This window comes from Micromonospora sp. NPDC049836 (assembly GCF_044465125.1).
In the GTDB taxonomy this organism is placed as follows: Bacteria; Actinomycetota; Actinomycetes; order Mycobacteriales; family Micromonosporaceae; genus Micromonospora.
Genome location: NZ_JBITLH010000007.1, coordinates 251,212 through 276,780, shown reverse-complemented (window position 1 = coordinate 276,780; position 25,569 = coordinate 251,212). Strand labels below are relative to the sequence as shown.

General features: G+C 75.0%; 21 protein-coding genes. 9 read left to right on the top strand and 12 right to left on the bottom strand.

Going from position 1 to position 25,569, the window contains the following annotated elements; translation table 11 throughout:
* Positions 1-2: 2 nt before the first annotated feature.
* The 3 genes from ACIBPB_RS20825 to ACIBPB_RS20815 form a co-directional block, all read right to left on the bottom strand.
* Positions 3-1,238 carry a low temperature requirement protein A gene (locus ACIBPB_RS20825; protein WP_396841188.1) on the bottom strand — a complete coding sequence of 412 codons (1,236 nt, stop codon included), beginning with the start codon at positions 1,236-1,238 and terminating at the stop codon, positions 3-5.
* Between the two features lie 94 nt (positions 1,239-1,332).
* The gene (locus tag ACIBPB_RS20820) at positions 1,333-1,908 is read right to left on the bottom strand and encodes an HhH-GPD-type base excision DNA repair protein (protein ID WP_396841187.1); all 576 of its coding nucleotides are present in this window, start codon (positions 1,906-1,908) and stop codon (positions 1,333-1,335) included.
* 101 nt (positions 1,909-2,009) lie between these two features.
* Positions 2,010-3,230, bottom strand: coding sequence for a S8 family peptidase (locus tag ACIBPB_RS20815; protein ID WP_396841186.1), 1,221 nt, complete (start codon positions 3,228-3,230; stop codon positions 2,010-2,012).
* A 181-nt stretch (positions 3,231-3,411) separates the two neighbouring features.
* On the opposite strand from ACIBPB_RS20815, the gene ACIBPB_RS20810 reads away from it, so the two are divergent.
* The 4 genes from ACIBPB_RS20810 (at position 3,412) to ACIBPB_RS20795 (ending at position 10,249) form a co-directional block, all read left to right on the top strand.
* A complete protein-coding gene (locus ACIBPB_RS20810; RefSeq protein WP_396841185.1) occupies positions 3,412-4,896 on the top strand; it encodes a methyltransferase in 1,485 nt (494 codons plus the stop codon).
* Entirely contained in the window at positions 4,896-5,318 is a 423-nt protein-coding gene (dtd, locus tag ACIBPB_RS20805) for a D-aminoacyl-tRNA deacylase (protein WP_396841184.1), read from the top strand. Before ACIBPB_RS20810 ends, dtd begins: the two co-directional genes overlap by 1 nt.
* A 111-nt stretch (positions 5,319-5,429) precedes the next feature.
* Positions 5,430-9,128: a S8 family serine peptidase gene (locus tag ACIBPB_RS20800; RefSeq protein WP_396841183.1), complete on the top strand. Its 3,699-nt coding sequence runs from the start codon at positions 5,430-5,432 to the stop codon at positions 9,126-9,128.
* A 134-nt stretch (positions 9,129-9,262) separates the two neighbouring features.
* Positions 9,263-10,249: a transcriptional regulator TrmB gene (locus ACIBPB_RS20795; protein WP_396841182.1), complete on the top strand. Its 987-nt coding sequence runs from the start codon at positions 9,263-9,265 to the stop codon at positions 10,247-10,249.
* Positions 10,250-10,398: 149 nt separating this feature from the next.
* Here ACIBPB_RS20795 and ACIBPB_RS20790 read toward each other — a convergent pair whose 3' ends face one another.
* Positions 10,399-11,187 (bottom strand): sporulation protein, encoded by a 789-nt coding sequence (locus ACIBPB_RS20790; protein WP_357314768.1) that lies wholly within the window; start codon positions 11,185-11,187, stop codon positions 10,399-10,401.
* Between the two features lie 226 nt (positions 11,188-11,413).
* On the opposite strand from ACIBPB_RS20790, the gene sigB reads away from it, so the two are divergent.
* Positions 11,414-12,430 (top strand): RNA polymerase sigma factor SigB, encoded by a 1,017-nt coding sequence (gene sigB / locus ACIBPB_RS20785; protein WP_396841181.1) that lies wholly within the window; start codon positions 11,414-11,416, stop codon positions 12,428-12,430.
* Positions 12,431-12,463: 33 nt separating this feature from the next.
* On the opposite strand, the gene ACIBPB_RS20780 is transcribed toward sigB, so the two are convergent.
* Genes ACIBPB_RS20780 through ACIBPB_RS20770 form a run of 3 tightly spaced genes read right to left on the bottom strand, consistent with a single transcriptional unit; the run spans position 12,464 to position 17,100 of the window.
* Positions 12,464-15,019, bottom strand: a complete 2,556-nt coding sequence (locus tag ACIBPB_RS20780) for a GNAT family N-acetyltransferase (RefSeq protein WP_396841180.1) — start codon at positions 15,017-15,019, stop codon at positions 12,464-12,466.
* A 3-nt stretch (positions 15,020-15,022) separates the two neighbouring features.
* The gene (locus tag ACIBPB_RS20775) at positions 15,023-16,204 is read right to left on the bottom strand and encodes an acetoin utilization protein AcuC (protein WP_396841179.1); all 1,182 of its coding nucleotides are present in this window, start codon (positions 16,202-16,204) and stop codon (positions 15,023-15,025) included.
* A gap of 38 nt (positions 16,205-16,242) precedes the next feature.
* Positions 16,243-17,100: a sulfurtransferase gene (locus ACIBPB_RS20770; RefSeq protein ID WP_396841178.1), complete on the bottom strand. Its 858-nt coding sequence runs from the start codon at positions 17,098-17,100 to the stop codon at positions 16,243-16,245.
* Between the two features lie 96 nt (positions 17,101-17,196).
* On the opposite strand from ACIBPB_RS20770, the gene ACIBPB_RS20765 reads away from it, so the two are divergent.
* A complete protein-coding gene (locus ACIBPB_RS20765) occupies positions 17,197-17,886 on the top strand; it encodes a metal-dependent transcriptional regulator (protein WP_396841278.1) in 690 nt (229 codons plus the stop codon).
* Between the two features lie 50 nt (positions 17,887-17,936).
* Here the strand turns inward: ACIBPB_RS20765 and ACIBPB_RS20760 are convergent, their stop codons facing one another.
* From ACIBPB_RS20760 to ACIBPB_RS20750, 3 genes are all read right to left on the bottom strand, one after another.
* Positions 17,937-18,485: a hypothetical protein gene (locus ACIBPB_RS20760; RefSeq protein ID WP_396841177.1), complete on the bottom strand. Its 549-nt coding sequence runs from the start codon at positions 18,483-18,485 to the stop codon at positions 17,937-17,939.
* Between the two features lie 95 nt (positions 18,486-18,580).
* Entirely contained in the window at positions 18,581-18,823 is a 243-nt protein-coding gene (locus ACIBPB_RS20755; RefSeq protein WP_396841176.1) for a DUF5522 domain-containing protein, read from the bottom strand.
* A gap of 101 nt (positions 18,824-18,924) precedes the next feature.
* Positions 18,925-19,902: an asparaginase gene (locus ACIBPB_RS20750; protein ID WP_396841175.1), complete on the bottom strand. Its 978-nt coding sequence runs from the start codon at positions 19,900-19,902 to the stop codon at positions 18,925-18,927.
* A gap of 172 nt (positions 19,903-20,074) precedes the next feature.
* Between ACIBPB_RS20750 and ACIBPB_RS20745 the strand changes: the two genes are divergently transcribed.
* The 3 genes from ACIBPB_RS20745 (at position 20,075) to ACIBPB_RS20735 (ending at position 23,087) form a co-directional block, all read left to right on the top strand.
* Positions 20,075-21,334, top strand: coding sequence for an MFS transporter (locus tag ACIBPB_RS20745; protein ID WP_396841174.1), 1,260 nt, complete (start codon positions 20,075-20,077; stop codon positions 21,332-21,334).
* A 95-nt stretch (positions 21,335-21,429) separates the two neighbouring features.
* Positions 21,430-21,771 (top strand): YciI family protein, encoded by a 342-nt coding sequence (locus ACIBPB_RS20740; RefSeq protein ID WP_396841173.1) that lies wholly within the window; start codon positions 21,430-21,432, stop codon positions 21,769-21,771.
* A 128-nt stretch (positions 21,772-21,899) separates the two neighbouring features.
* The gene (locus ACIBPB_RS20735; protein WP_396841277.1) at positions 21,900-23,087 is read left to right on the top strand and encodes an RNA polymerase sigma factor; all 1,188 of its coding nucleotides are present in this window, start codon (positions 21,900-21,902) and stop codon (positions 23,085-23,087) included.
* On the opposite strand, the gene ACIBPB_RS20730 is transcribed toward ACIBPB_RS20735, so the two are convergent.
* Both ACIBPB_RS20730 and ACIBPB_RS20725 read right to left on the bottom strand, forming a co-directional pair.
* A complete protein-coding gene (locus ACIBPB_RS20730) occupies positions 23,088-24,068 on the bottom strand; it encodes a DUF2332 domain-containing protein (RefSeq protein ID WP_396841172.1) in 981 nt (326 codons plus the stop codon).
* Between the two features lie 721 nt (positions 24,069-24,789).
* Positions 24,790-25,521: a nucleotidyltransferase domain-containing protein gene (locus tag ACIBPB_RS20725; RefSeq protein ID WP_396841171.1), complete on the bottom strand. Its 732-nt coding sequence runs from the start codon at positions 25,519-25,521 to the stop codon at positions 24,790-24,792.
* Between the last annotated feature and the right edge of the window lie 48 nt (positions 25,522-25,569).

Sequence of the window (25,569 nt, the reverse complement as noted above, 5' to 3'; positions counted from 1 at the left end):
GCTCACGCCTCCGGGCCGCTGCTCTCCGGTCCCTTCCGCCCGATCGGGGAGGCCGACATCTCGGCCGGACGCCCCCGGCTGCGCAGCGCGTCCGCCAGCGCCACCGCGGCCAGCACGGCGGCCACCAGGGACAGGGACAGCACGCCGGGGCCGTGTGCCAGCAGCGGGACGAGCAGGATCAGCACGCCCGGGCCGAGCACCCGGGGCAGCGAGATCCGGCCGAAGATCTCGTACTCGAAGCGGGCCCGGGCGGCCAGGAAGAGCAGCGGGCCCCCCACCACGAAGAGCAGCAGGCCCGCATCGGAGCGGTGGAACGGCTCGGCGATCACCACCTCGTAGCCGACCGCCACGGTGAGCACGCCGAGCACCAGGACCAGGTGGGTGACCGTGGCCGAGGTGCCGAGCCGGCCCGGCACGCGCGCCAGCCGCAGCGCCTCGACCAGCAGGTGCCCGGCCCGGTAGAAGTAGATCCGCCAGAGCAGCGCCGTGGTGACGAAGGCCGCCACGAAGGGGCCGACCGCGTCACCGGAGAAGCTCTCCCCGCTGTAGGTCACCCCGATGACCAGGATCGACTCGCCGAGCGCGATGAGGAAGATCTGCTGGTACCGCTCGGCCAGGTGCTCGCCCGCGATCCGCCAGCTGGCCGTCGGCGCGGAGCCGAGCCGGGGCAGCGGCCAGCCGGTGAAGAGCCCGGTGTAGTCGACGGTCAGCGCGAGGGCCCAGAGCGGCAGGCGCAGGTCGTCCGGGCCCAGCGCACCGGCCAACCACAGCGGCGCGGTCGCCGCCGCCCAGGTGGCCAGCCGCAGCGGGACCAGCCGCCGCGGGTGACCGTGCAGCGCGGTCGCGACGACCAGGGGCCGGCCCAGCATCACCGCCAGGTACGCGAGGGCGAACGGCAGCGCCCGCTCCTCCAGCGCGCGGGGCAGCGTCACCCCCATCACCAGGCTCGCGAACATCGTGCCCACCACGACGGCCTGGATGATGGTCCGTTCCGGCTCGTACCGGCTGGTCACCCAGACGGTGATCGTCCAGATCAGCCAGAGCACCAGGAAGAGCAGCAGGGTCCGGCCGACGCCGGCGGCCAGCGCCCAGCCGGTGGCCGGCAGGTCGGTGAAGAGCCGCTGGGACACCCGGGTCAGCGCGAAGACGAAGACCAGGTCGAAGAAGAGCTCCAGGAAGGTGGCCCGGCCGGACGTCGCCCGGGTACGCAGCAGGGCCGTGCCGCGCTGCTCCGCCATCCGCGCTCCCCGGTACGCCGTCCCCGCCTCCAACGAGACGGCCGCCCGGTCGGTTGCGACCCACGGGCGGCCGGTCGGCGCGGCCGGCGGCGGGTCAGCCCTTCCCGGCCTTCGCGGCCGCCTTCATCTGCTGCTTGAACTCGCGGACCCGGCGCAGCGAGTCGGGATCGGTCACGTCCGCCACCGACCGGTACGCGTCCGCGTCGCCGTAGCCGCCGGCCGCCTCCCGCCAACCCTCCGGGGTGACGCCGAACCGCTTGCCGAGCAGCGCGACGAAGATCTGTGCCTTCTGCCGGCCGAAGCCGGGCAGCTCGCCGACCCGGCGCAGCAGGTCCCGGCCGTCGGCGGCCTCCGACCAGAGCCGGGCCGGGTCGCCGTCGTACCGCTCGACCAGCACCCGGCACACCTCCTGCACCCGGGCCGCCATGGCCTTGGGGAACCGGTGCAGCGCCGGCGGCTCGGCGAAGAGCGCGACCAGGGCCTCCGGGTCGTACCCGGCCAGCTCCCGGGCGTCCGGCTCGTGGCCCAGCCGCTGGGCCAGGACGTACGGCGAGGAGAACGCCTTCTCCATCGGCACCTGCTGGTCGAGCACCATGCCGAGGAGCAGCGCCAGCGGGCTGCGCGCCAGCAGCTCGTTGGCCTGCGGGTCGATGGGCAGCGAGAGCGTCATGCCCCCATCCTGCCGGGCGGGCCGCGGTCCGCGCCGCCGACTCCCCGCGGCGCGGCCCGGTGGACCGGGTCGGTCCACCGGGCCGGGTGCCGGCGGGTGGGTCAGTTGACGACGAAGAGCAGCCGGTTCGGCGAGCCGGAGCCGGGGTTGGTCACCTTGCCGGTGGTCGCGTTGGTGGTCAGGTAGCTGGCCACCTGCGCCGGGGTGTAGGACGGGTTGGCGCCGAGGACGAGCGCCGCCGCGCCGACCACGTGCGGGGTGGCCATCGAGGTGCCGCTGATCGTGTTGGTCGCGGTGTCGCTGGTACGCCAGGCGGAGGTGATCGACGAGCCGGGCGCGAAGATGTCCACGCAGGAGCCGTAGTTCGAGTACGAGGCCCGGGCGTCGGTGCTGGTGGTGGCGCCGACGGTGATGGCCGAGGCGACCCGGGCCGGCGACGAGTTGCAGGCGTTGGCGCTGGAGTTGCCGGCGGCGATGCCGTACGTGACGCCGGAGCTGATCGAGTTGGCCACCGCGCTGTCGAGCGTGCTGCTGGCACCGCCGCCGAGGCTCATGTTGGCCACGGCCGGCTTCACCGCGTTCGAGGTGACCCAGTTGACGCCGCTGATCACGCCGGAGGTGCTGCCGCTGCCGGAGCAGTTGAGCACCTTCACCGCGATCAGTCGCACGCCCTTGGCCACCCCGTACGTGCTGCCACCGACGGTGCCCGCGACGTGGGTGCCGTGGCCGTTGCAGTCGGTGTTGTTGGTGTCCACGGTGTTCGTGCCCCAGGTGGCCCGGCCGCCGAACTGGCTGTGGGTGGTCCGGATGCCGGTGTCGATGATGTACGCCCGCACGTTGCTGGCCGTGTTCGGGTAGGTGTAGGTGCTGTTCAGCGGCAGGTTGCGCTGGTCGATCCGGTCCAGGCCCCAGGTGGCGCCGGTCTGGGTGCCCTGGGTGGTGACCACCCGGTCCTGCTCGACGTACGCGACGGCCGGGTCGGCGGCGAGCCGGCGCGCCTGGGCGGCGCTCATCTTCGCGCTGTAGCCGGTGAGGGCCGCGCTCCACACCGTGCCGACGCTGCCGCCGTAGCGCTTGGCCAGGCCGGCGGCCCGGTCCGGCACGGCGGTGCGGGCGGCGAGGCTGTTCGCGGTGCCGACCGCGTCGCCCTTGAGCACGACCACGTAGCTGCCGCTGACGGCGTCGGCGGCGCCGGCGTACCGGATCTCACCGGTCGGCGCGGCGAGAGCGGGCGTGGAGGCGGCGGCGGCGAGGGCCGCGGCGGCGGCCGTGACGGCGAGCGCACGCAGCGCGCGCCGCCGGGGAAGGGACACGTCGGGCATCGTCTGGCTCCCTACCGGGCGGGCCGGTTTGTGGCCGGCGGATCGCCCATCGACGGATGTTGGCAGAGATGCTAGCCAGGGATCGATGGACATGAAAGAGATAGTTGCCGATAGATACCGTCCGCGTTATGGATCGGCGGGTGCCGCCAACCGCGGCCGGCAGCCGAGGCAGGATGAGCACGTGGACCGTCACGACATGCTGCTCTCCCCCGCCGGGGTCGACGCGCTGCGCACCGCGCTGACGCTGGCCCGCTTCACCGCCAACGGCATCGCCGACCGCCTAGGCCCGCAGGCCACCGGCGGGGTGGCCCGCAACGACTTCCGGGCCGCGCTGCGCGCCACCGAGGATCGGGACCGGCTGGCCACGCTGATCCGGGTCTTCATCTGCGACCAGACCGAGCCGACGGCGGCGGTGGCCGCCGCGCTCGCCCCGTTGACCGTCGACGAGGCGCTGGCCGGGGGCATCGTCGAGCGGCACGGCGACGGGCTGCGCGCCGGCGTGGACCTGGAGCCGTACGGCGACGAATGGTGGGTGCTCGCCGACGTGCCGGCCAGCGCCCGCCCGGGCCGGCCGCTGCACGCCGAACACGTGCTCGGCATCGGCGGGGCCACCCAGACGCTGATCGGCGCGGCCGTCCGCCGGCCGGTACGCACCGCCCTCGACCTCGGCACCGGCTCCGGCGTGCAGGCCCTGCACCTGTCCACCCACGCCGACCGGGTGACCGCCACCGACGTCTCGGAACGGGCGCTGCGCTTCGCCGCCACCACCGCCGCGCTCAACGGGCAGGACTGGGAACTGCTGCGCGGGGACATGGTCGCCCCGGTGGCCGGCCGCCGCTTCGACCTGGTGGTCAGCAACCCGCCCTTCGTGGTCGGACCCGGCACCACCACCCACGTCTACCGGGACTCCGGCCGGGTCGGCGACGCGATCGGCGCCGAACTCGCCGCCGCCGCGCCGCACCTGCTCACCGAGGGCGGGACCATGCAGTACCTGGCCAACTGGGTGCACGTCACCGGCGAGGACTGGGCCGAGCGGGTCACCGGCTGGTTCGCCGGCACCGGGCTGGACGCCTGGGTGATCCAGCGAGAGGTGGCCGACCCGATGGCGTACGTCAACCTCTGGCTCACCGACGTCGGCGAGTCCGCCGATCCGCAGCGGATGGCCGCCTGGCTGGACTGGTTCGACGCGCACAAGGTCGAGGCGATCGGCTTCGGCATCGTCTCGCTGCGCCGCTCCGGCCACGACCAGCCGGTGCTCCGGGTGGAGGATCTGCGCCAGCGGGTGCAGCCGCCGCTGGGCGACCGGGTCACCGAGTGGTTCGACCGGCAGGACTGGCTACGCGACCAGGGCACCGAGGGGCTGCTGGCCGCCCGCTACCGCGCCGCCGACGGGCTCCAGCTGCGGCAGGATGCCACCATGGGCGACGAGGGCTGGGCGGTGGACCGGCAGGTCCTCGCCATGCCGCGCGGCCTGCGCTGGTCCGAGGAGATCGACCCGCTGGTGCTCGCCCTGGTCGGCGGGGCGGACGGCCGGCTGCCGCTGCGCGACCAGCTCGCGCTGCTCGCCGCCGCGCACGACGTCACCCCCGACGAGCTGGCCGAGGCGGCCGGGCCGATCGTGGCGCACCTGGTCGAGCGGGGCATCGTCGAGCCGGTGGCGGACTGATGCGGGCGGTGGTGCAGACCGTCAGCCGGGCCGCGGTGACCGTCGACGGCGAGGTGGTCGGCGAGATCACCGACGGCCTGCTGGTGCTGCTCGGCGTGACCCACTCCGACACCCCGCAGCTCGCGTCCACCATGGCCCGCAAGATCCACGAGCTGCGCATCCTGGACGACGAGCGCAGCGCCGCCGACACCGGCGCCGCCATCCTGGTGGTCAGCCAGTTCACCCTCTACGGCGACGCCCGCAAGGGCCGCCGCCCGAGCTGGACCGCCGCCGCCCCGGCCGAGGTGGCCGAGCCGCTGGTCAACGCGCTGGTCGAGGCGCTGCGGGACCGGGGCGCCCGGGTGGAGACCGGCCGCTTCCGGGCGCACATGCTGGTGGAGAGCGTGAACGTCGGGCCGCGTACCGTGCTGCTCGAGCTCTGACCACCGGCGGCGGCGACCGGCCCGGCCACCGCCGTGGCGGAGTCCCGCCACGGCGGTACTCCGCCGACGCGAGCCGTTCAGCGGGCCCGGCCGCGGCGGTAGAACCGTCGCATGTCACCGTCCGCACCCCGCACCCCGTCCCACCGCACCCGGCGGCGCCTGCTCGCCGCCGCCGCGGCCGCCGGCCTGATCGCCGGCGGATTCACCGCGGTACCGAGCCCCGCCGGGGCGGCCGGTCCGCCGGCCGCCCCGCAGACCCCCGCCCGGGACCGGCACACCGTCACGCTGATCACCGGTGACGTGGTCACCGTGACCACCCTCGCCGACGGCCGGTCCACGGCCGACGTCGACCGGCCCGCCCAGGCCACCGGCGGCGTCCGGGTCCAGGAGAGCGGCGGCGACCTGTACGTGCTGCCCGACGAGGCGCTGCCGCTGCTGGGCAGCAACCGGCTGGACCGGCGGCTGTTCAACGTCACCGACCTGATCGAGATGGGCTACGACGACGACCGCAGCGCCGCGCTGCCGCTGATCGCCACCTACCCGAGGACGGCGTCCCGCACGGCCCGCCCGGCCCCGCCCCGGGGCAGCCGGCAGGTGCGCGACCTGCCCAGCGTCACCGGCGCCGCGCTGGCCGCCGACAAGAAGCAGGCCCGCGCCTTCTGGTCCACCGTCGCGCCCGCCGCGGCCACCCGGTCGGGCGCCACCCTCGGCGCCGGGCTGGACAAGCTCTGGCTGGACGGCCGGGTGACGGTCAACCTCAAGGAGAGCGTGCCGCAGATCGGCGCGCCCGAGGCGTGGGCCGCCGGCTACGACGGCGCCGGGGTGACGGTCGCGGTGCTGGACACCGGGGTCGACGCCAGCCACCCCGACCTGGCCAGCCAGATCGAGGAGAAGGTCAGCTTCGTGCCCGGCGAGGACACCGTCGACGTCCACGGGCACGGCACCCACGTCGCCTCCACCATCGCCGGCACCGGAGCGGCCTCCGGGGGCGACTACACCGGCGTCGCGCCGGGCGCGGACCTGATCGTCGGCAAGGTGCTCAACAACGAGGGCTACGGCCAGGACTCCTGGATCCTCGCCGGCATGCAGTGGGCGGCCGAGTCCGGCGCCGACGTGATCAGCATGAGCCTCGGCGACGCGACCCTGACCGACGGCACCGACCCGATGGCGCTCGCGGTGGACAGCCTCTCCGCGCGGTACGGGACGCTGTTCGTGATCGCCTCCGGCAACGCCGGGCCGCAGTCCATCGGGTCGCCCGGCACCGCCGGCAGCGCGCTGACCGTCGGCGCGGTCGACAAGCAGGACGAGCTGGCCTGGTTCTCCAGCACCGGCCCGCTGACGGGCAGCGGGGGCCTGAAGCCCGACCTCACCGCGCCGGGCGTCGGCATCACCGCGGCCCGCTCGGGCAGCAGCGCGGGCTCCGGCAGCTACCAGAGCATGGACGGCACCTCGATGGCCACCCCGCACGTCTCGGGCGCCGCGGCGATCCTCGCCCAGCGGCACCCCGACTGGTCCGGCCAGCAGCTCAAGGAGGCGCTGACGAGCAGCGCGAAGCGGCTCACCGACAGCTACAACCCGTACCAGGTGGGCACCGGCCGGCTGGACGTGGCGGCCGCCGTGCGGAACACCGTACGCGCCACCGGCTCGGCCTTCTTCGGCAACTTCGAGTGGCCGCACGAGCCCACCGATGCCCCGGTCACCCGGCCGGTGACGTTCACCAACTCCGGCGCCGCGGCCGTCACCCTCGACCTGGCCGTCACCGGCGACGGGCCGTTCACGCCGGGCGCCTCCTCGGTGACCGTGCCGGCCGGCGCCAGCGTGGCCGTCCCGGTGACCGGCGACCCGCGCGGGACCGCCTACGGCCAGCTCACCGGCTACCTGGTCGGCACCGACCGGGCCACCGGCAAGGCGGTCACCCGCACCGCCCTCGCCCTGCTCAAGGAGGACGAGCGGTACGACCTCACGATCAAGCTGCGCGGCCGGGACGGCACGCCGGCCAACGCGACCGTCGTGGTGAAGAAGGCCGGCGAGTGGTACCCGTGGCAGTACGCGGTGAACGGCGAGCGGACCCTGCGCCTGCCGCCGGGGACGTACACCGTGGAGGCCGCGCTGGACGTCCCCGGCCGGCGCCCGGACGCGCTGGGCTTCGCCCTGCTGGTGGACCCGGAGACCGTGCTCGACCGCGCCGCCGAGGTGGTGCTGGACGCCAGCCGCGCCCGGCTGCTGGACACCACCGCGCCGCAGCCCACCGAGGACCGGCAGCGCCGGCTCGACTTCGAGGTCCGCTACGCCGACGGCGACAGCTTCCGGGAGGCGTACCAACTCCCGGTGCGCTACGACGACCTGTACGTCCTGCCGACCGAGAAGGTCACCCAGGGGTCGTTCACCATGGCGGCCCGCTGGCGCAAGGGCGAGCCGATGCTCCGCCTGACGGCCCCCGGCCGGCTGCCGATCGACGCCACCGTGCAGCCGGGCGCGACGCTCACCGCCGGCGCCGACACGCTGCGGCCGGTCTACGCCGGCACCGGCGGTCCCGACGAGTACGCCGGCCTCGCCGTCCAGGGTGGGATCGCCGTGGTGACCCGCAGCGACGCGGTCGCCGCGCCGGACCGGGCGGCGGCCGCGGCGGCCGCCGGCGCGAAGCTGCTGCTCGTCGTCAACGACGGTCCCGGCATCCTCAACGAGTACGTCGGGGAGTCCCCGATCCCGGTCGCCACGGTGCACCGTGACGCCGGCGCGGAGCTGATCAAGGTGGCGAAGGCCGGCGCGCCGAGGCTGACCGTCACCCGCACGCCGTACGCGAGCTACGTCTACGACCTCACCCAGGTCTGGCCCGGCCAGGTGCCGGACCGGGCGCTGAGCTACCGGCCGGGCCGCCACGACCTGGCCCGGATCGACGCCCGCTATCACGCGGTCCGGGACACGCCCGGCGCCGGCTACCGGTACGACATGACGTTCAGCCCCGCCGTCGGCTTCCCGGAGTCGGAGTGGCACCCCGGCACCCGCACCGAGTGGGTCACCCCGGACGTAGTCTGGCACGAGGTGCACAGCCAGGCCACCTGGACCGACACGGCCTACCTCAACACCTACCGCCGGGGCACGACCACCGGGCTGGACTGGTTCGCGCCCGCCGTCCGGCCCGCCTTCAACCGGGCGTTCGGGGTGCGCAACAGCCGCTACCAGGACTACCTGACGTTGAACGTGCAGGCGTGGAGCCCGTCGGACGACGTGCTCGAGCACGGCGGCAACCTGGAGTGGGGTTCGGTGCCCACGTCGCTCAAGCTCTACCAGGGCGACACACTGCTGCACGAGAACCGGTACAACGCCGACCTGCAGTGGGCGGAGGTGCCGGCCGGCACGCTGCCGTACCGCCTGGTGCTGGACGCGTCACGGCCCGCGGAGGAGTGGCGGCTGTCCACCCGTACGCACACCGAGTGGGACTTCGTCTCCGGGTCCAACCAGGCGGACACCTTCGTCCCGTTCGCGTTGCTCCAGCTCGACTACGCGCTGGAGACCGACCTGCGCGGCGACGTGCGGGCGGGCGCCCGGCAGCCGATCAGCGTCACGGCGCGACCGCAGCCGGGCGGCAGCGGCACCGGCACGGTCACCTCGGTGGGGCTGGAGGTCTCCTACGACGACGGCGCCAGCTGGCAGCCGGTGACGCTGAGCCGGGGCGCCGGCGACCGGTGGTCCGGCTCGCTGGCCCTGCCGAAGCGGCCGGGCGGCTTCGTCTCGGTACGCGCCCAGGCGCGCACCGACGCCGGCTTCGGCATCCGGCAGGAACTCATCCGGGCGTACGGCCTGCGATGAGCCGCCCCGGTGGAGCCCCCGGACCGGCACCGTCCGGGGGCCCCACCTGGGCCTCGTCCCGTGCCAACCCCTGTTCAAGATCCATGGTTGTGGCCGATACTCTCCCTGCCGCGCGCGGAGGGAGGCAGCCACCGATGCTGGGCGTGCTGGGTCTGGGCCCCGACGACGAGGCGGTCTACGGCCTGCTGGTCCGGCGGGCCCAGGCGGACCCCGCCGCGCTCGCCGCCGCCCTGCGGATGCCCGTCGCCACGGTCCGCGCCGCACTGGCCCACCTGATCGCCGGCGGCCTGGTCAAGCACGGGCCGAACGACGAGTTCTCGGTGGCGCCGCCCGCCGTGGCGCTCGGGGCGTTGATCAGCGAGCAGCGCAGCGCCCTGCGCAGCGCCGAACTGGCCCTGGTCACGCTCGCCGAGGAGTACCGCGCGGCGACCGCGGGTCGGGCCATCGACGAACTCATCGAGGTGGTCACCGGCCGCGACGCCGTCGGGCACCGGTTCGCGCAGGTGCAGCACGCCGCCCGGGCCGAGGTCCGGACCTTCGTCACCTCGCCCTTCATCGCCGTGCCGCCCGGCGAGAACCCGGTGGAGTCGGTGGCGGTCGCGCAGGGGGTGCGGTTCCGGGTGGTGATCGACCGGCCGACCCTCGCCGAACCCGGGGTGATCGCCGAGACCCTCCAGTCCCTGCGCGACGGCGTCCAGGTCCGGGTCGTCGAGTCCCTCCCGATCAAGCTGATCCTGGCCGACGCCGAGCTGGCGCTGGTGCCGATGACCGCCACGCCGGGCGGCGAGCCCGCCGCCGTGCTGCTGCACCGCACCGGACTGCTGACGGCCATGGACGCCCTGTTCGAGAACGTCTGGCGGCACGCCCACCCGCTCGACGCCGAGGCGCTGACCGGCGCGGCCGGCGACCACCCGGCCAGCGAGGACGCGGACGGCCTGACCGAGCTGGACCGCAAGGTCCTGGCGCTGCTGCTGGCCGGGCTCACCGACCAGGTCGTCGCGGCCCAGCTGGACCTCTCGCTGCGGACCCTGCAGCGGCGGCTGCGCCACCTGATGGACCTGGCCGGCGTGCAGACCCGGATGCAGCTGGGCTGGCACGCCGCCCGCCACCACTGGGCCTGACCGCCGCCACCGGCCGACGGGCCACAGCCGGCCGACGGGCCACCGCCACCGGCCGACGGCCACCGCCACCGGCCGACGGGCCGCAGCCCGTGGGACGCGCCTCGCGACCGGCAGGCCACGAGCCGTGGCCCGTGGCCCACCGGCCACGGTCAGAAGAACAGGCCGCGGCGCTGCACCGACTGGCGGAGCCAGGCGTCGAGCTGGGCCGCCCAGTCGGTCCGGTCGGCCGTGGCGTGGTCGACGGTGAACCGGCCGAAGGCGTCGCGGCCCTCGGTGAACAGGCCGCCCCGCTTGTCCAGCTCCAGCACGACCTGCACCTGCTGCGGGTTCGTCACGAAGGTGACCTCGAGCTGGTTCATCGCCCGCGCGTACTGCGGCGCCGGGTAGAACTCGATCTCCTGGTAGAACGGCAGGCTCTGGTGCACGCCGTAGAGGTGGCCGCGCTCGACGTCGGCGCGGGCGAACCGGAAGCCCAGCCGCAGCAGCGCCTCCAGCAGCCGCTCCTGCGCCGGCAGCGGATGCACCGCCACCGGGTCCAGGTCGCCCTTGTCGACCGCCCGGGCCACCTCCAGCTCGGTCCGCAGCCCCATCGTCATACCGTGCAGGTGCTGGCCGTACAGGTCGGTCAGCGGGGTCTCCCAGGGCACGTCGAACCGGAACGGAACCTCGTAGCGCTGCCCCGGCTCCAGCCGGAACGCCCCGGTCACCTGCCGGCGGCCGAACTCCTGGGTGGTGTCGTACTCGGAGTCGCCGCTCTCCACCTCGACCCTGGTCACCAGCCCGAGTGCGACGTAGCTCACGTCGACCGGATGGTCCCCGCCGAGCACCTGGACCCGGCCCTCGAGCTGGCCACCGGGCCGGCAGTTCGGGTTGGCCAGCACCGTCTCCACCGACGGACCGCCCACACCCATCGCCTGCATGAGCCGCTTGAAGACCACCGCGTCCTCCGATCGCTGTACGTGCCGGTCCGGATGGCCGGCCGCTGGCACGGTAACCGGATCGGGCAACCGGCAGCCGGCGTTCCGCCGCGATTGCTGTCGGGTCCCCGATCGCCTCACTCCCGTTTCACGCCCCGACCGCCAAGCTGTTCCTCACCGGCCCCACCGCGCCGGTGCGCGGCACGGACTCCGGTACGCGGCACAAAGGACACGGGGAGAGACAGAGATGGCCCTGCAGATGATCGAGCACCAGACCCGCCCGGCTGCCACCATCGACGCCGAGCTCGGCTCCGACGCCCTCACCGACCTGGACGCCACCGACGAGCGCGGCGTCTCCACCGATCTGGTTCGGGCGTACCTCAACGGCATCGGGCGCACCAAGCTGCTGACCGCCGCACAGGAGGTCGAGCTCAGCAAGCGGATCGAGGCCGGCCTCTTCGCCGAGGAGAAGCTCTCCGCCTGCCGCCCGCTCTCCCCCGACCTGCGCGCCGACCTGGAGCTGATCGCCGCCGAGGGCCGCGCCGCCAAGGACCACCTGCTGGAGGCGAACCTGCGGCTGGTGGTCAGCATCGCCAAGCGCTACACCGGCCGTGGCATGGCCTTCCTCGACCTGATCCAGGAGGGCAACCTCGGCCTCATCCGCGCGGTCGAGAAGTTCGACTACACCAAGGGCTACAAGTTCTCCACCTACGCCACGTGGTGGATCCGCCAGGCCATCACCCGCGCCATGGCCGACCAGGCCCGCACCATCCGCATCCCGGTGCACATGGTCGAGCAGGTCAACCGGATGGTCCGGGTCCGCCGGGAGCTGTCGGTCACGGTGGGCCGGGAGCCCACGGTGGCCGAGGTGGCCCGGGCGCTGGAGATCCCCGAATACCAGGTGATCGAGCTGATCTCGTACGACCGGGAACCGGTGAGCCTGGACCAGGCCGTCGGCGAGGACGGCGAGAGCGCGCTCGGTGACTTCGTCGCGGCGGTGGACCCGCGTCAGGAGCCGGGCGACGCCGCCGCCGACGGCGAGCTGCGCAACGAGGTGCGGATCGTGCTGGCCACCCTCTCCCAGCGGGAGCAGGCGGTGATCCGGCTGCGGTTCGGCCTGGACGACGGCCGGCAGCGCACCCTCGACGAGGTGGGCCGCGAGTTCGGCCTGTCCCGGGAGCGGATCCGGCAGATCGAGAAGATCACCCTGCTGAAGCTGCGCTCCCCGGAGCGGGCGAACCGCCTGGAGGCGTACGCCTGCTGAGCGCACCCGCAGGCCCGGACACCGGCCCCCGCCTCACAACCGGCGGGGGCCGGTGTCTGGGCGGGGCGCCTCCGCGCCGGTGCGGACGGTGGCGTGCAGCACCGCGAAGCCGTCCGGCCGGGCCAGCACCGGGTTGAGGGTGAGCGAACGCACCCGGGGCTGCTCGTCGGCGAGCCGGCCGACCCGCAGCAGCAGCTCCACCAGGGCGGACCGGTCCACCGGGGCGGCACCCCGGTGGCCGCGCAGCAGCGGCGCGGCCCTCGGCTCGTCGACCAGTTCGGCGGCGTCCCGGTCGGTCAGCGGCACCGCCCGCCAGGCCCGGTCGCCGAGCAGCTCGGTCGCCACACCGCCGAGGCCGAAGCCGACCACCGGCCCGAACGCGGGGTCCTCCACCAGCTCCACCACGCAGGCAACGCCCGGCGGGACCATCGGCTGGACCAGGACGTCCGCGCCGAAGAGTGGGGCCATCTCGGCGTACGCGCGGCGCAGCGCGACCGGGTCGGCCAGGTCGAGCCGCACGGCACCGAGGTCGAGCCGGTGCCGCAGGCCCGGGGCGGCGGCCTTGAGCGCCACCGGCCAGCCGAGCCGCCCGGCCGCGGCGAGCGCCTCGTCGGCCGAGCCCGCCGGCACCGACTCCACCACGTCGATCCCGTACGCCCGCAGCAGCGCGGCCGGGTCGGCGCCGTCGGCCCGCAGCGCGGCCTGCCCGGCCGCCCGGTCCACCCGGTCCAGCTCGGGCAGCACGCCGGGCGGCCGGCGGAGCCAGTCGGCGTACCGGCTGACCCGGGCGAGGGCCCGGACGGCCTCCTCCACGCTCGGGTAGGCCGGCACCCCGGCGGGCACCCGGCCGGCGAGGAAGGTCGCCACCACCGGCTTGCCGACCGCCGTCGCGTCGGGCAGCGCGGCGGTGAAGTCCGCCTCCGGATCGGTGAGCTGGCCGGGCAGCGGCGGCGCGAAGAGCGCCACCACCGCGTCCACCCGCTCGTCGGCAGCAGCGGCGGCGAGCGCGGCCGCGTACGCGGCGGCGCCGGCCCGGGGACCGACGTCGTTCGGGTAGCCGTCGGCGACGGTGAGGCCCTGGGCGGCGCAGGCGGTCGCGGCCAGCCCGGTCAGCGCTGACGAGTTGCCGACCACCGCCACCCGCCGGCCGGCCGGCAGCGGCTGGTGGGCCAGCAGCACGCCGACGTCGAGCAGCTCGGCGACGGTGTCCACCCGGATCACCCCGGACTGGGCGAAGAGCGCGCTGACCGCCACCGCGTCCAGCGCCGGGGCGTCGCCGACCCCGGGCGGGCGGGCCAGCGACGCGAGGGCCACCACCGGCTTGTCCCGGCCGATCCGCCGGGCCAGCCGGGCGAACTTGCGCGGGTTGCCGAACGTCTCCAGGTAGAGCGTGATGACGTCGGTGCCCGGGTCGTCCTGCCAGTACTGGAGCAGGTCGTTGCCGGAGACGTCGGCGCGGTTGCCGGCGGAGACGAAGCTGGACAGGCCCAGCCCGCGCCGGGACGCCTCGGCGAGCAGGGCCACCCCGAACGCGCCGGACTGGCTGAACACGCCGACCCGGCCCGGGGCGGGCAGCACCGGGGCGAGGGTGGCGTTGAGGCGTACCTTGTCGTCGGTGTTGGCCACGCCGAGGCAGTTCGGGCCGACCACCCGCATCCCGGCCAGGTGCGCGGCGCGGACCAGGGCCCGCTGGTGGGCCGCGCCCGCCGGGCCGGCCTCGGCGAAGCCGGCCGAGATCACCACCAGGCCGTGCGCGCCGGCCCGCGCGGCGTCGGTTACCACGTCCATGGCCGCCTCGGGGGCGACGGCCACCACCGCCAGGTCGACGTCGATCCCGGCGTCGGCCGCCGACGGGTACGCGGGCAGCCCCGCCACGGTGGCCGCGCTCGGGTGCACGGGGACGATCCCGCCGGTGAACCCGCCGTCGCGCAGGTGCCCGAGCAGGGCCGCGCCGACGCCCTGACCGGTGGTGCTGGCCCCGTACACGGCGATGCGGCGCGGGGCAAGCAGCCGGGCGATCGAGCGGGCCTCGGTGCGGTGCTCCCGGCCGCGCTGCACCTCCAGGGTCGCCTCGGTGGGGGCGATCGGGAAGGTCAGGTGCACCACGCCGTCGGCGAACTGGCGCTGGACCTGGTAACCGAAGTCGGAGAAGACCCGCAGCATCGTCCCGTTGGCCGGGAGCACCTCGGCGACGAAGTGCACGATGCCGTACCGGCGGGCCGCGTCGGCCAGGTGCTCCAGCAGCACCGAGCCGATCCCCCGGCCCTGGTAGGCGTCCTCCACCACGAAGGCCACCTCGGCCTCCGGGGAGGCCGGGCCGAGCCGCTCGTAGCGGCCCACGGCGACGATCAGGTCGCCGGCCAGCACCACGAACGCCTCCCGGTCCCGGTGGTCGACGTTGACGAAGCGGTGCAGGTCCCGCTCGGGAATGCGCGGGTACGGCGAGAAGTAGCGCAGGTAGCGGGTGCGCTCGGAGAAGCGCGAGTGCATCGCCACGATGGCCGCCGCGTCGTCCGGGCGGATCGGTCGCAGCTGGACGGTCGTGCCGTCGCTGAGCAGCACGTCCACCGGTTGCTCGACAGTGGTCACCGGTCAGTCGCGGGGGTCGTGCGGATCGAGCCCGAGCAGCGGGAAGGCGGCCCGGCGGGTGGCCGCCACGGCCCGCCCCACCGCGTCCGGCTCGCCGTTGGGTTGCCACGGCTCGTACGCCGGGTCCACGTCGTCGGTCATCCGCAGCGGGATCTCGTGCCCGGGCCGGCGCTTCGCGGCCAGTTCCCGCCAGCCCAGCGGGGTGAGGGTGGCCGGGTCGACCGGCTCGCCGGTGGCCACCGCGAGCAGGTGCGTCCACGCCCGGGGCACCACCTCGACCAGGGCGTACCCGCCACCACCGGTGGCCACCCAGCGCCCCTCGCACAGCTCGTCGGCGAGCGCCCGCAGGGCCAGGTAGGTGGCACGCTGCCCGTCGACGGAGAGGTGCAGGTCGGCCAGGGGGTCGAGCCGGTGCCCGTCGGCACCGCACTGGGTGACCAGGATCTGCGGCCGGAACGCGCGCAGCACCGACGGCACGACGGCGTGGAAGGCGCGCTGCCAGCCGGCGTCGCCGATGCCCGGCGGGAGCGGCAAATTCACCGCGCTGCCCTCGGCGCCCGGCCCGCCGGTCTCGTCCGGGAACCCGGTGCCGGGGAAGAGCGCCAGCGGGGTCTCGTGCAGGCTGACCGTGAGCACCCGGGGATCCCGGTAGAAGATCTCCTGCACCCCGTCGCCGTGGTGCACGTCGACGTCCACGTACGCGATCCGTTCCGCGCCGAGGTCGAGCAGGCGGGCGATGGCCACCGCCGGGTCGTTGTAGACGCAGAACCCGGAGGCCCGGGCCGGCATGGCGTGGTGCAGCCCGCCGGCCACGTTGACCGCCCGGCGGGCCTCGCCCCGCCACACCGCCTCGGCGGCGGCCACGCTCGCCCCGGCGATCAGCGCGCTGGCCTCGTGCATCCCGTCGAAGACCGGGTTGTCCGAGGTGCCCAGGCCGAAGCCGGCGAAGAGCGGGTCCCGGGGCGCGGCGCGTACCGCGTCCAGGTAGCGGGGGTCGTGCACCCGGGTCAGCAGCGCGTCGTCGGCGGGCTCCGGCTTCACCAGCCGCACCCCGGGCCGGTCGAGCACCCCGAGGTCGCGGGCGAGCGCCATGGTCAGCTCGACCCGGACCGGGTCCAGCGGATGGTCACCCATGTCGTAGGCGAGCAGGGCCTCGTCCCAGACCACCACGGTGTCGTCGGCCATACGGCCATGGTCGCACGCGCGCGCGCCGCACGCGCTGGTCAGGGCGGCGGTGTCGCGCCGGTGGCCACCGGCCGGTCCGGGTCGGCCACCCAGTTGCTCCACGACCCGACGTACAGGGCGGCGTCCGGGCGGCCGGCGAGGTGCAGGGCCAGCACGGCCTGCGCGGCGGTCACCCCGGAGCCGCAGTACGCCCCGACCGGTGTGTCCTGGGCCACCCCGGCGGCGGCGAACCGCTCGCGCAGCGCCGCGGCGGCGGGGAACCGGCCGTCGGCGACGTACTCCGGGGCGGGCAGGTTGACCGCCCCCGGCACGTGGCCGGCGACCGGGTCGACCGGCTCGGTCTCGCCCCGGTAGCGCGGGGCCGCCCGTACGTCCAGCAGCACCCCGGGGTCGGCGGCGGCCAGCCGGGCGGCCTCGGCGGCGTCGAGCACCGGCAGCGCGCCCGGTGCCGCGGTGACGTCCCCCGGGGTCGGGCTGGGCGCCTCGGTGGAGACGGGCCGGCCGGCGGCGACCCAGGCCGGGAAGCCGCCGTGCAGCACCCGGACCGGCCGGTGACCCGCCCAGCGCAGCGTCCACCAGGCGCGGGCGGCGGCCATGCCGTCGCCGCCGTCGTACACCACCACGGGGTGACCGGCGCGGACGCCGGCGGACCGGAGCGCGGCCTGCAGGGCCGCCGGGTCGGGCAGCGGGTGCCGCCCGGCCGTGCCGGGCGGGCCACACAGCTCGGTGTCGAGGTCGACGAAGACGGCGCCGGGCAGGTGCCCGGCGAGGTAGTCGTCCCGGCCGGGCGGCCCGGCCAGCCGCCAGCGCACGTCGAGCAGGACGGGCGGGTCGGCGTGGTCGAGTTCGGCGGCGAGCCGGTCGGGTTCGACCAGCAGGTCAGCGGTTCCGGACATGCGGTCCAGTCAACACCATCCGGGTAGCGACCTCGCGGTTCGGCGGCGGCCGATCGTCGCTGGTCCGGGGTAGCATCGATCGCTGGGAGGCCACTGATCGTGAAGCACGACCTTGTTGACACCACCGAGATGTACCTGCGCACCATCCTCGAGCTGGAAGAGGAGGGGGTGCCGCCGCTGCGGGCCCGGATCGCGGAGCGGCTCAAGCAGAGTGGCCCCACCGTCAGCCAGACCGTCGCCCGGATGGAGCGGGACGGCCTGCTCACCGTCGAGGGCGACCGGCACCTGACGCTCACCGGGCTGGGCCGCAGCTCCGCGGTCTCGGTGATGCGCAAGCACCGGCTGGCCGAGCTGCTGCTGGTCAACGTGATCGGGATGCCCTACGAGGAGGCCCACGAGGAGGCCTGCCGGTGGGAGCACGTGATGAGCGACGCGGTGGAGAAGCGGGTCTACGACCTGCTCAACCGCCCGACCCGCTCGCCGTACGGCAACCCGATCCCGGGGCTGGAGGAGCTGGGCGAGGCCGGGCAGCCGGAGACCGAGCCGGCCGAGGGCGAACGGAACCTGGCCTTCCCGGGGCTCTCCGGTCAGGTCGTGGTGCGGCGGATCTGCGAGAGCGTGCAGACCGACGCGGACGTCCTGCGCCAGTTGCACGCGGCCGGCGTCGACCCCGGCGCCACGGTCACCGTGGCCCAGGAGCGCGACGGGGTGTCCATCGACCGCTCCGGTGACCGGGTCCGGCTGCCCCGCGAGGTGGCCTCCCGGGTGTTCGTCGCCGCCCGCTGACCCGGCGGTTTCCGCCCGTTCGCGGGTCCGGCCGTTCGCTGATCCGGCGGTCAGAACTTGCGGGTGTCCAGCGCCTGGGCCAGGCCGACCAGCCGCGCCGCCATCTTCTCCGCCTGCGCCGCCGTGCCGCTGCGCGGGCCGGTCCACCGCAGAGTGATCAGCCGTCCCTCGGCGGCGAGCCAGCCCACCTCGGCCGCCGGGCCGGCCCGGCCCGCCTTCGGCAGGGTCTGCTTGTAGGCGATCTTTCCCAGCTTGGTGACCTTCTTCGCGCCCCGGGGCAGCACGTCCATGGTGAAGCCCGAGGTGTCGATCGAGGTGTCGGTGACGGTAAGGGTCAACTCCGGCAGCAGGGCGCGCTCGGCGCGTACCACGCAGGTGTGCGTGTCGCCCTTGTCCACCGCGGCGGCCACGTCGAACTTCCCGCCGGTGTGCTTGGTGATCACCGAGAAGTCGAGCAGCCGGCAGGCGCCGCCCGACGAGGCCGCCGCCATCTCGACCGTGGCCGGTTCCGCCGCCGGCACCGCCACCCGCGGGGCCTCCGCCGCACAACCGGCGGTCAGCAGTACGGCGACAGCGGCGAGCCCGGTCCTGGCGTGCACGTGGGAGACCTCCGCGGTTGTCGGCGGGGGGGGCGCCCACCGGATGTCCGTCGGACACCGTACGGCCAACCCCGCCGGCGCGGAAGACCCGGGCGTCAGTCGGTCACGTACGGGCAGTGGCGGCAGCCGCGGCCGCAGCAGGTGCCCCGGCGGGCCAGGAATCCGGCGGTGAGCACGAACAGGCCGGTCGCCGGGTCCGGGTAGCCGGCCTCACCGGCGGCTAGGGCGGCGGCGTGCGCGGCCAGGATCCGCGCCCGGTCGGGGTGCTCGGGCGAGAGCCGGGACGGGTGCGGCTCGGTCAGCGGCCGATCCGCCAGGAGTCGTCGCTCTCCGGTCACCCGGCGAGTCTACGGAGACCGGCCCGGCCGGCCGCCGAGCCGGCCGACCGGAGGCAGCATCCCCGCTGGCCGGACGACGTCGAGGGGATGTCGCCGACGGCTCAGCCGTGCCGGGCGAACGCCTCGGCGACCGCCGCCCGGTCCGCTCCCCCGGCCAGCAGCATCCGCAGCAGCACCTTCGCCTTGTACGGGTCGAGCAGCCCGCCCCAGATCAGGCCGCGCCGCGCCAGGTCGGTCTCCGAGCCGACCGCGCCGTAGGTGTGCCGCAGCACCGACCCGGCCCCGGTGCGCGAGGCCAGCACCACCGGGATCCGTTCGGCGAGCGCGCCGAGCACCGGGGCGAACGCCGGCGGCACGTGCCCGACCCCGAAGCCGGCCACCACCAGCCCGTCGAGGCCGGCGGCGAGCCGGTCGAGCAGCGCCGGGTCGTCGTCGAGGGTGACGGTGTGCAGCGCCACCCGGGTGGCGGCGAGCCGGTCGGCGTCCACCGGTGGCAGCGGGTTGTGCCGGGACGGCCGGGTGAGCAGGCGTACCTCTCCCTCGATCACGTGGCCGAGTGGGCCGGCGTTCGGCGAGGCGAAGGTGGCCGTACTGGTGCTGTGGGTCTTGCGGACGAACCGGGCGGCGTGGATCTCGTCGTTGAGCGCGACCAGCACGCCGAGGTGCCGCGCGGCCGGCGCGGCGGCGACCCGGGCGGCGGCGAGCAGGTTGGCCGGGCCGTCCGGCCCGGCGAGGGTGGGGTTGCGCATGGCGCCGGTGAGGACCAGTGGCGCCGGGTGCGGCCAGACCAGGTCGGCCAGGAACGCGGTCTCCTCCAGCGTGTCGGTGCCCTGGGTGACGACCGTGCCGGTCGCTCCGGCGGCCACCGCCGCGGCCGCCGCGTCGACCAGGTCCAGGATCTGCCGGTACGACAGGGCGGCGCTGGGCACCGCCTCGACGTCGCGCACGTCGAGCGGGATCTCGGCGAGCCCGGGTACGGCGGCGGTGAGGTCGGCGCCGCTGAGCCGGCTGACCACGCCCTGCGCCCCGGTCCCGGCCATGGCGATCGTGCCGCCGAGGGTGTAGAGGGCGATGCTCACGTGGTTCCTTCCGCCGGGCGACCTCAGCCGATCAGGAACCCTAGCCTCCGCGCCGCCCGAATCCCTGCGTGGCCCGGACCGGGCACGATCCGGCCCAAATTGTGGTGCCCGGCATCTGGTGTCGGGTTACCGTGCCGGGTCGCCGCATGATCTTCGAGGGACGGGCAGAGCAGTGCCGCAGCAGCTCACGCAGGACCGGACCACCGGCACGTCGCTCTGGCGGAGCCGGAACTTCCTGCTGCTGTGGAGCGGCCAGACGGTCAGCGAGGTCGGCACCCGGATCTCCGGGGTGGCGGTGCCGTTGCTGGCGGCGGACGTGCTCGACGCCACGGTTTTCCAGATCTCCCTGCTGACCGTTCTCGCCTGGCTGCCGTACCTGATCTTCTCGCTGCCGGCCGGGGTGCTGGCCGACCGGGTCGATCAGCGGCGGCTGATGATCGGCTGCGACCTGGGCCGGGCGGTGCTGCTGACCTCGGTGCCGGTGGTCGCCCTGGCCGGTCACCTCAACCTGGCGTTCCTGTACGCGGTGGTCGGGCTCTCCGGGGTGCTGACCGTCGCCTTCACGGTGGCGTACCGGAGCACGCTGCCCCGGCTGGTGCCGGCCGACCGGCTGGTCGACGGCAACGCCAAGCTGGTCACCAGCCAGCAGGGCGCCGAGCTGGCCGGCCCGACGGTGAGCGGGGTGCTGATCGGGTTGGTCGGCGCGGCCCGGACGTTCGTCACCACCGGCCTCGCCTTCGTGGTGAGCGCGGTGACCCTGCTGCTCATCCGGACCGCCCCGGAGTCCGCACCGGCCGCCGGCGGCCGGGTGACCCTGCGGGCGGCGCTCGGCGAAGGGCTGGGATTCATCCGCCGGGAGCCGATCCTGGTGAAGCTCCTGGGCACCACCAGCGCGGCGAACTTCTTCGTGATGGCGGCCAGCTCCATCGAGGTGCCGTTCCTGCGCCGCGAGTTGCACGCCGCGCCGGTGGTGGTCGGGCTGGTCTTCTCCGCCGGGGCGGTCGGCGGGGTGGTGGCCGGTGCCCTGGCCGCTCGGGTCGCCCGCCGGCTGGGCACCGCCCGGGTGATCTGGGTGGCGATGGCCGCGCCCGGTCCGCTCTACCTGCTCATCCCGCTGGCCCGCCCGGGGTGGGGCGTGCTGCTCTTCGCGGCCGGGTACGCGGCCTTCTCCGCGAACACGGTGCTGTTCAACGTGGCGGCCGTCTCGTACCGGCAGCGGGTCACCCCGGCCGGGCTGCTCGGCCGGGTGAACGCCGCTTTCCTGTGGATCTGCTACGGGGTCATCCCGCTCGGTGCCCTGCTCGGCGGCGCGCTCGCCAGTCACCTCGGGCTGCGTACGGCGCTGCTGGTCTGCGTGCTCGGCATGTGGAGTGCCGCGTTGTTCGTGGTCTGTTCGCCGCTGCGCCGGATGCGGGACTTCGCCGCCGGCTGAGAACAGGCAAGATTTTTCCGCACCGCTGTCGAATCCGGCCCGACCCGTCCGTCGGTGAGGCAGAAGAGGGAAACGACAACCGCAAGGAGAATCCGATGGCCCAGTACGCAGTCCTCGTCTACTCGCCCGCGCCCGCCGACCCGACGCAGCTGACCCCGGACTACGTGGCCCTGCTGGAGCGGTACGGGGACCAGGTCGCCGAGCTGGGCGGGCAGATCGTCACCGGCTTCGCGCTCCAGCCCAGCACCACCGCCACGGCGATCCGCGGCGACGTGGTCACCGACGGCCCGTTCATCGAGGCCAAGGAGGTCGTCGCCGGGTTCTTCATCCTGGAGGCGCCGGACCTGGACGTGGCCCTGAAGATCGCCAAGGCGAACCCGGCCACCATCGACGGCGGGGTCGAGGTCCGGCCGCTCTTCCAGCCGCCGGCCGAGTGAGCGACCCCGCCGCCGAACCCGACGTGACCGCCGAACCCGACGTGACCGCCGAACGCGGCGTGACCGCCGAGCGGGCCGTCGCCGCCGAGCGGGCCGTGGCGGACGCGCACCGTCGCGAGTGGGCCTTCGTGCTCGCCGCGACGGCGCGCGTCGCCGGTGACCTCGACGTCGCCGAGGAGTGCGTGCAGGACGCGTACCTGGCCGCCCTCGCGGCGTGGGCGCGCGACGGCGTGCCCGACAAGCCCGCCGCCTGGTTGACCGCCACGGCCAAGCGCAAGGCCCTCGACGTGCTGCGCCGCGACAAGGTGTTCCGGTCGAAGATGCCGCTGCTGGTCGAGCCGGTGACGGTCGAGGTGCCGGACGAGCCCGGCGAGGACGCGGTGCCCGACGACCGGCTGCGCCTGGTGTTCACCTGCTGCCACCCGGCGCTGGCCCGGGATGCCCAGGTGGCGCTGACCCTGCGGCTGGTCTGCGGGGTGAGCACGGGTGACATCGCCCGGGCGTTCCTGGTCTCCGAGACGACCATGGCCGCCCGGGTCACCCGGGCCAAGAAGAAGATCGCCGCGGCCCGGATCCCGTACCGGGTGCCGGAGGCCGCCGAGCTGCCCGAACGGCTCGACGCCGTGCTCACCGTGATCCACCTCCTCTACACCACCGGCCACACCGCGCCGACCGGCGCCGACCTGGTCCGCGTCGACCTGGTCGAACGGGCGGTGCACCTGACCCGGATGCTGCTGGCCCTGATGCCCGACGAGCCGGAGGTACGCGGGCTGCTGGCGCTGCTGCTGCTCACCGACGCCCGCCGGGCCACCCGCACCGACGAGGCCGGGCGGCTGCTGGTGCTGGCGGATCAGGACCGGTCGCGTTGGGACCGGGCCGCCATCGCCGAGGGCAACGACCTGGTGCTGGGCGCGTTCCGGACCGGTCGGGTCGGCCGGTACGCCCTCCAGGCCGCCATCGCCTCGCTGCACGCCGTCGCCCCCAGCTACCCCGCGACCGACTGGCCACAGATCGTCCGCCTCTACGACGAGCTGCGGAAACGCTGGCCGTCGCCGGTGGTCGCACTGAACCGGGCGGTGGCGGTGTCGATGGTGGACGGCCCGGCGGCGGCCCTCGCCGAGGTCGACGCCCTCGCCGTGGACCCCCGGCTGGCCGGCTACCCCTACCTGCCGGCGATCCGCGCCGACCTGCTGCGCCGCCTCGACCGGCCCGCGGAGGCGGCGACGGCGTACCGGGCGGCGCTCGACCTGGTGGACAACGACGCCGAACGCGACTTCCTCACCGCCCGCCTCAGCGAGGTCACCGCCGCCGGTTGATCATGACGGTGTTGTTCGCCGGACCGCGTCGGGGTCGAGGCGCAGGGGCGGCCCGAACCAGGTGATCGCCTGGCCGTGGCCGCGGGTCCAGGCCAGCGGCGTCCCGTCCAGCGCGAGCACGTTGTGGTGGGCGTCGCCGGGCGGGGCCGGCAGGCCGTCGTGGGTCAGCACGTCTGGGGCCTCGTTCGCGATCCAGTGCCCGGCCAGCCCTCGGACCACCTCGACGAACTCGTCGCGCCGTGGCTTCGGCACCTGGTAGAGCACCGAGGTGTGGAACACCACCAGGGTGGCGTCGGGCGGCGCCTGCGCGGCCAGCGCAGGCAGGTCGTCGACGAGGTCACCCCGGACGAGCAGCGGCGCATCGGTCGCGGCCACGGCGGCGGCCGCCCGCAGCCGGTCGCGCCGGTGCGCGTGCTCCGGCCAGATCAGCGCGTCCAGCCAGGCGACGTCGGCCGGATCGGTGACGTCGAGCGGGTTCAGGTCGAGCCCGGCCCGCCACACCACCTCGGGCCGGCGCTGCGGTGGGGCGGCGCCGTCGAGCACGCAGTCGAGCACCGGAGCGCCGTCGAGCAGGTGGTCGCCGTAGCGGTAGCCGTACCGGTCGGGATAGAGGCAGAGGCCGGCGGAGGCGCCGACCTCCAGCAGGGCGAGCGGCTGCGGCAGCGACGCCAGCACCGGCAGGAGTACGGCACACCGCCCGGCCTCGTTGGTCTGGGTCGCCCGGACCCGCATCTCCGCCTCGATCGCCGGCCAGGTGGCGACCACGAAGTCGTGGAACGCCACCGGGTCCTCGACCGGGCCGCCGAGCAGCCGGACCACCCCGAAGAGCAGGTTCGGCTGCCGCTTGGCCGGCGGCAGCGTGCCGAGCCGGGCGAGCACCTCGACATCACCGGCGACCGCCACCGCCAACCGCTCGTACGTCGGTGACACGCCGCGAACCTCCCGGGCGGCGAACCGGGCGTACGCCTCGACCGTCGACATGCTCCGAGCATCCCAGCCCGCCACCGACATCGACCGCCCTCGACGTGGTGACCTTCATCGCGCCTCGACACCCCCGCCCGCCCCCGCACCCACGCCCGCCGCGCCCGCCCGCCGCCCACGCCCCACGCCGCGTCCGCACCGCGCCCTGCGCCCACACCCCGCGCCCACGCCCCGCGCCGCGCCCGCACCCGCGCCCCGAGCCCGCACCCGAGCCCGCGCCCGTGCCCGTGCCCGAGCCCGAGCCCGGAGATCTTGGTAGGAAACGGCCCCTCTAGGGGCCATTTGCTACCAAGATCTACTCGGGCTCCGCCATGTGGACGGCACTTCTCAATCTGCGGGAGATAGATGAGCGGGGCAGGTGCGTGCTCCGGTTGCCTTTGAGACGCCACTCCGGGCTGCATCGAGACGCCGGCACGGTACCTGGTGGCGCCGAGGACGCCAGGTCCGGCACGTGGCGACGCCGAGGACGCCAGGCCCGGCACGTGGCGACGCCGAGAACACCAGGCCCGGTACATGGCGACGCCGAGAACACCAGGCCCGGCACGTGGCGACGCCGAGGACATCGGGCCCGGCGCGTGGCGACGTCAGACCCGGGGTTGCGTGGAGTGGTGGGCGCGCCTGGCGGGAGAGGTCCGGCCCGGTTCGGGAGGGTCGGGCGCGGTGGGAGGCCAGCCCGATGAGAGAGGCCGGGCACGGTAGGAGGCCAGCCGGATGGGAGGGGTCAGGCACGGTTGGGGTGGCGGGCGGTGGCCACGGTGCGGCGGGCGTCCTGCCAGGCGATCAGGGCGGTACGGATGCGGGGCGACGAGACGTCCTCCCCTCGGCGTCGGGCGCGCAACTGGTCGACCAGCCAGGTCGGGGCGTGCGCCTGCTCGACGGCCCGGGACTTGGTGAGCAGGTCACCGTGCCGCAGCGCGTGCCGGCCCCGCGCCATCGAGGTGAGCCCGAGATCGGCCAGCGCCGGGTCCAGCCAGAGCCACGGGCGGCGGGCCGCCCAGGCCCAGTAGCCGGTCAGCTCGGCGCGCGCGGCGGCCCGTACGTCGTCGTCGCTCATCGGCGGCAGGACGTCGCGGGGCGGGCGGCCGAAGACGGCGTACCCGTGCCGCACCAGTTCCGCCCGGGTGATCCCGGAGAGGATGCGCTGCACGAGCAGGCCGTGCGTCCAGGTCGGATGCCGGAGCTGAACGTCGGCGACAGTCGCGCCGTCGACGTACACACAGCCCAGCTTGAGCCCCGCGCCGGCCCCCGCGTCGACGCGGCGGTGCAGGGCGGCGAGGACGTCCTGCCGGGGCGCGTCGACCGGGCCGTCGGTCAGCGCCACCAGGTCGAGATCGCTGACGCCGGGACGGTGGTCGCCGGTGGCCAGCGACCCGGCGACCAGGAGGTCGGTGACCCAGCCGAGCGCGGCCAACTCCCGGCCGAACTCCGGCACGACGGGTGGCGCGGTCACCATGCCGGCAGTCTATGAACGCTCCTGCGGTTCCGCCGCCCCGAGGCTGCC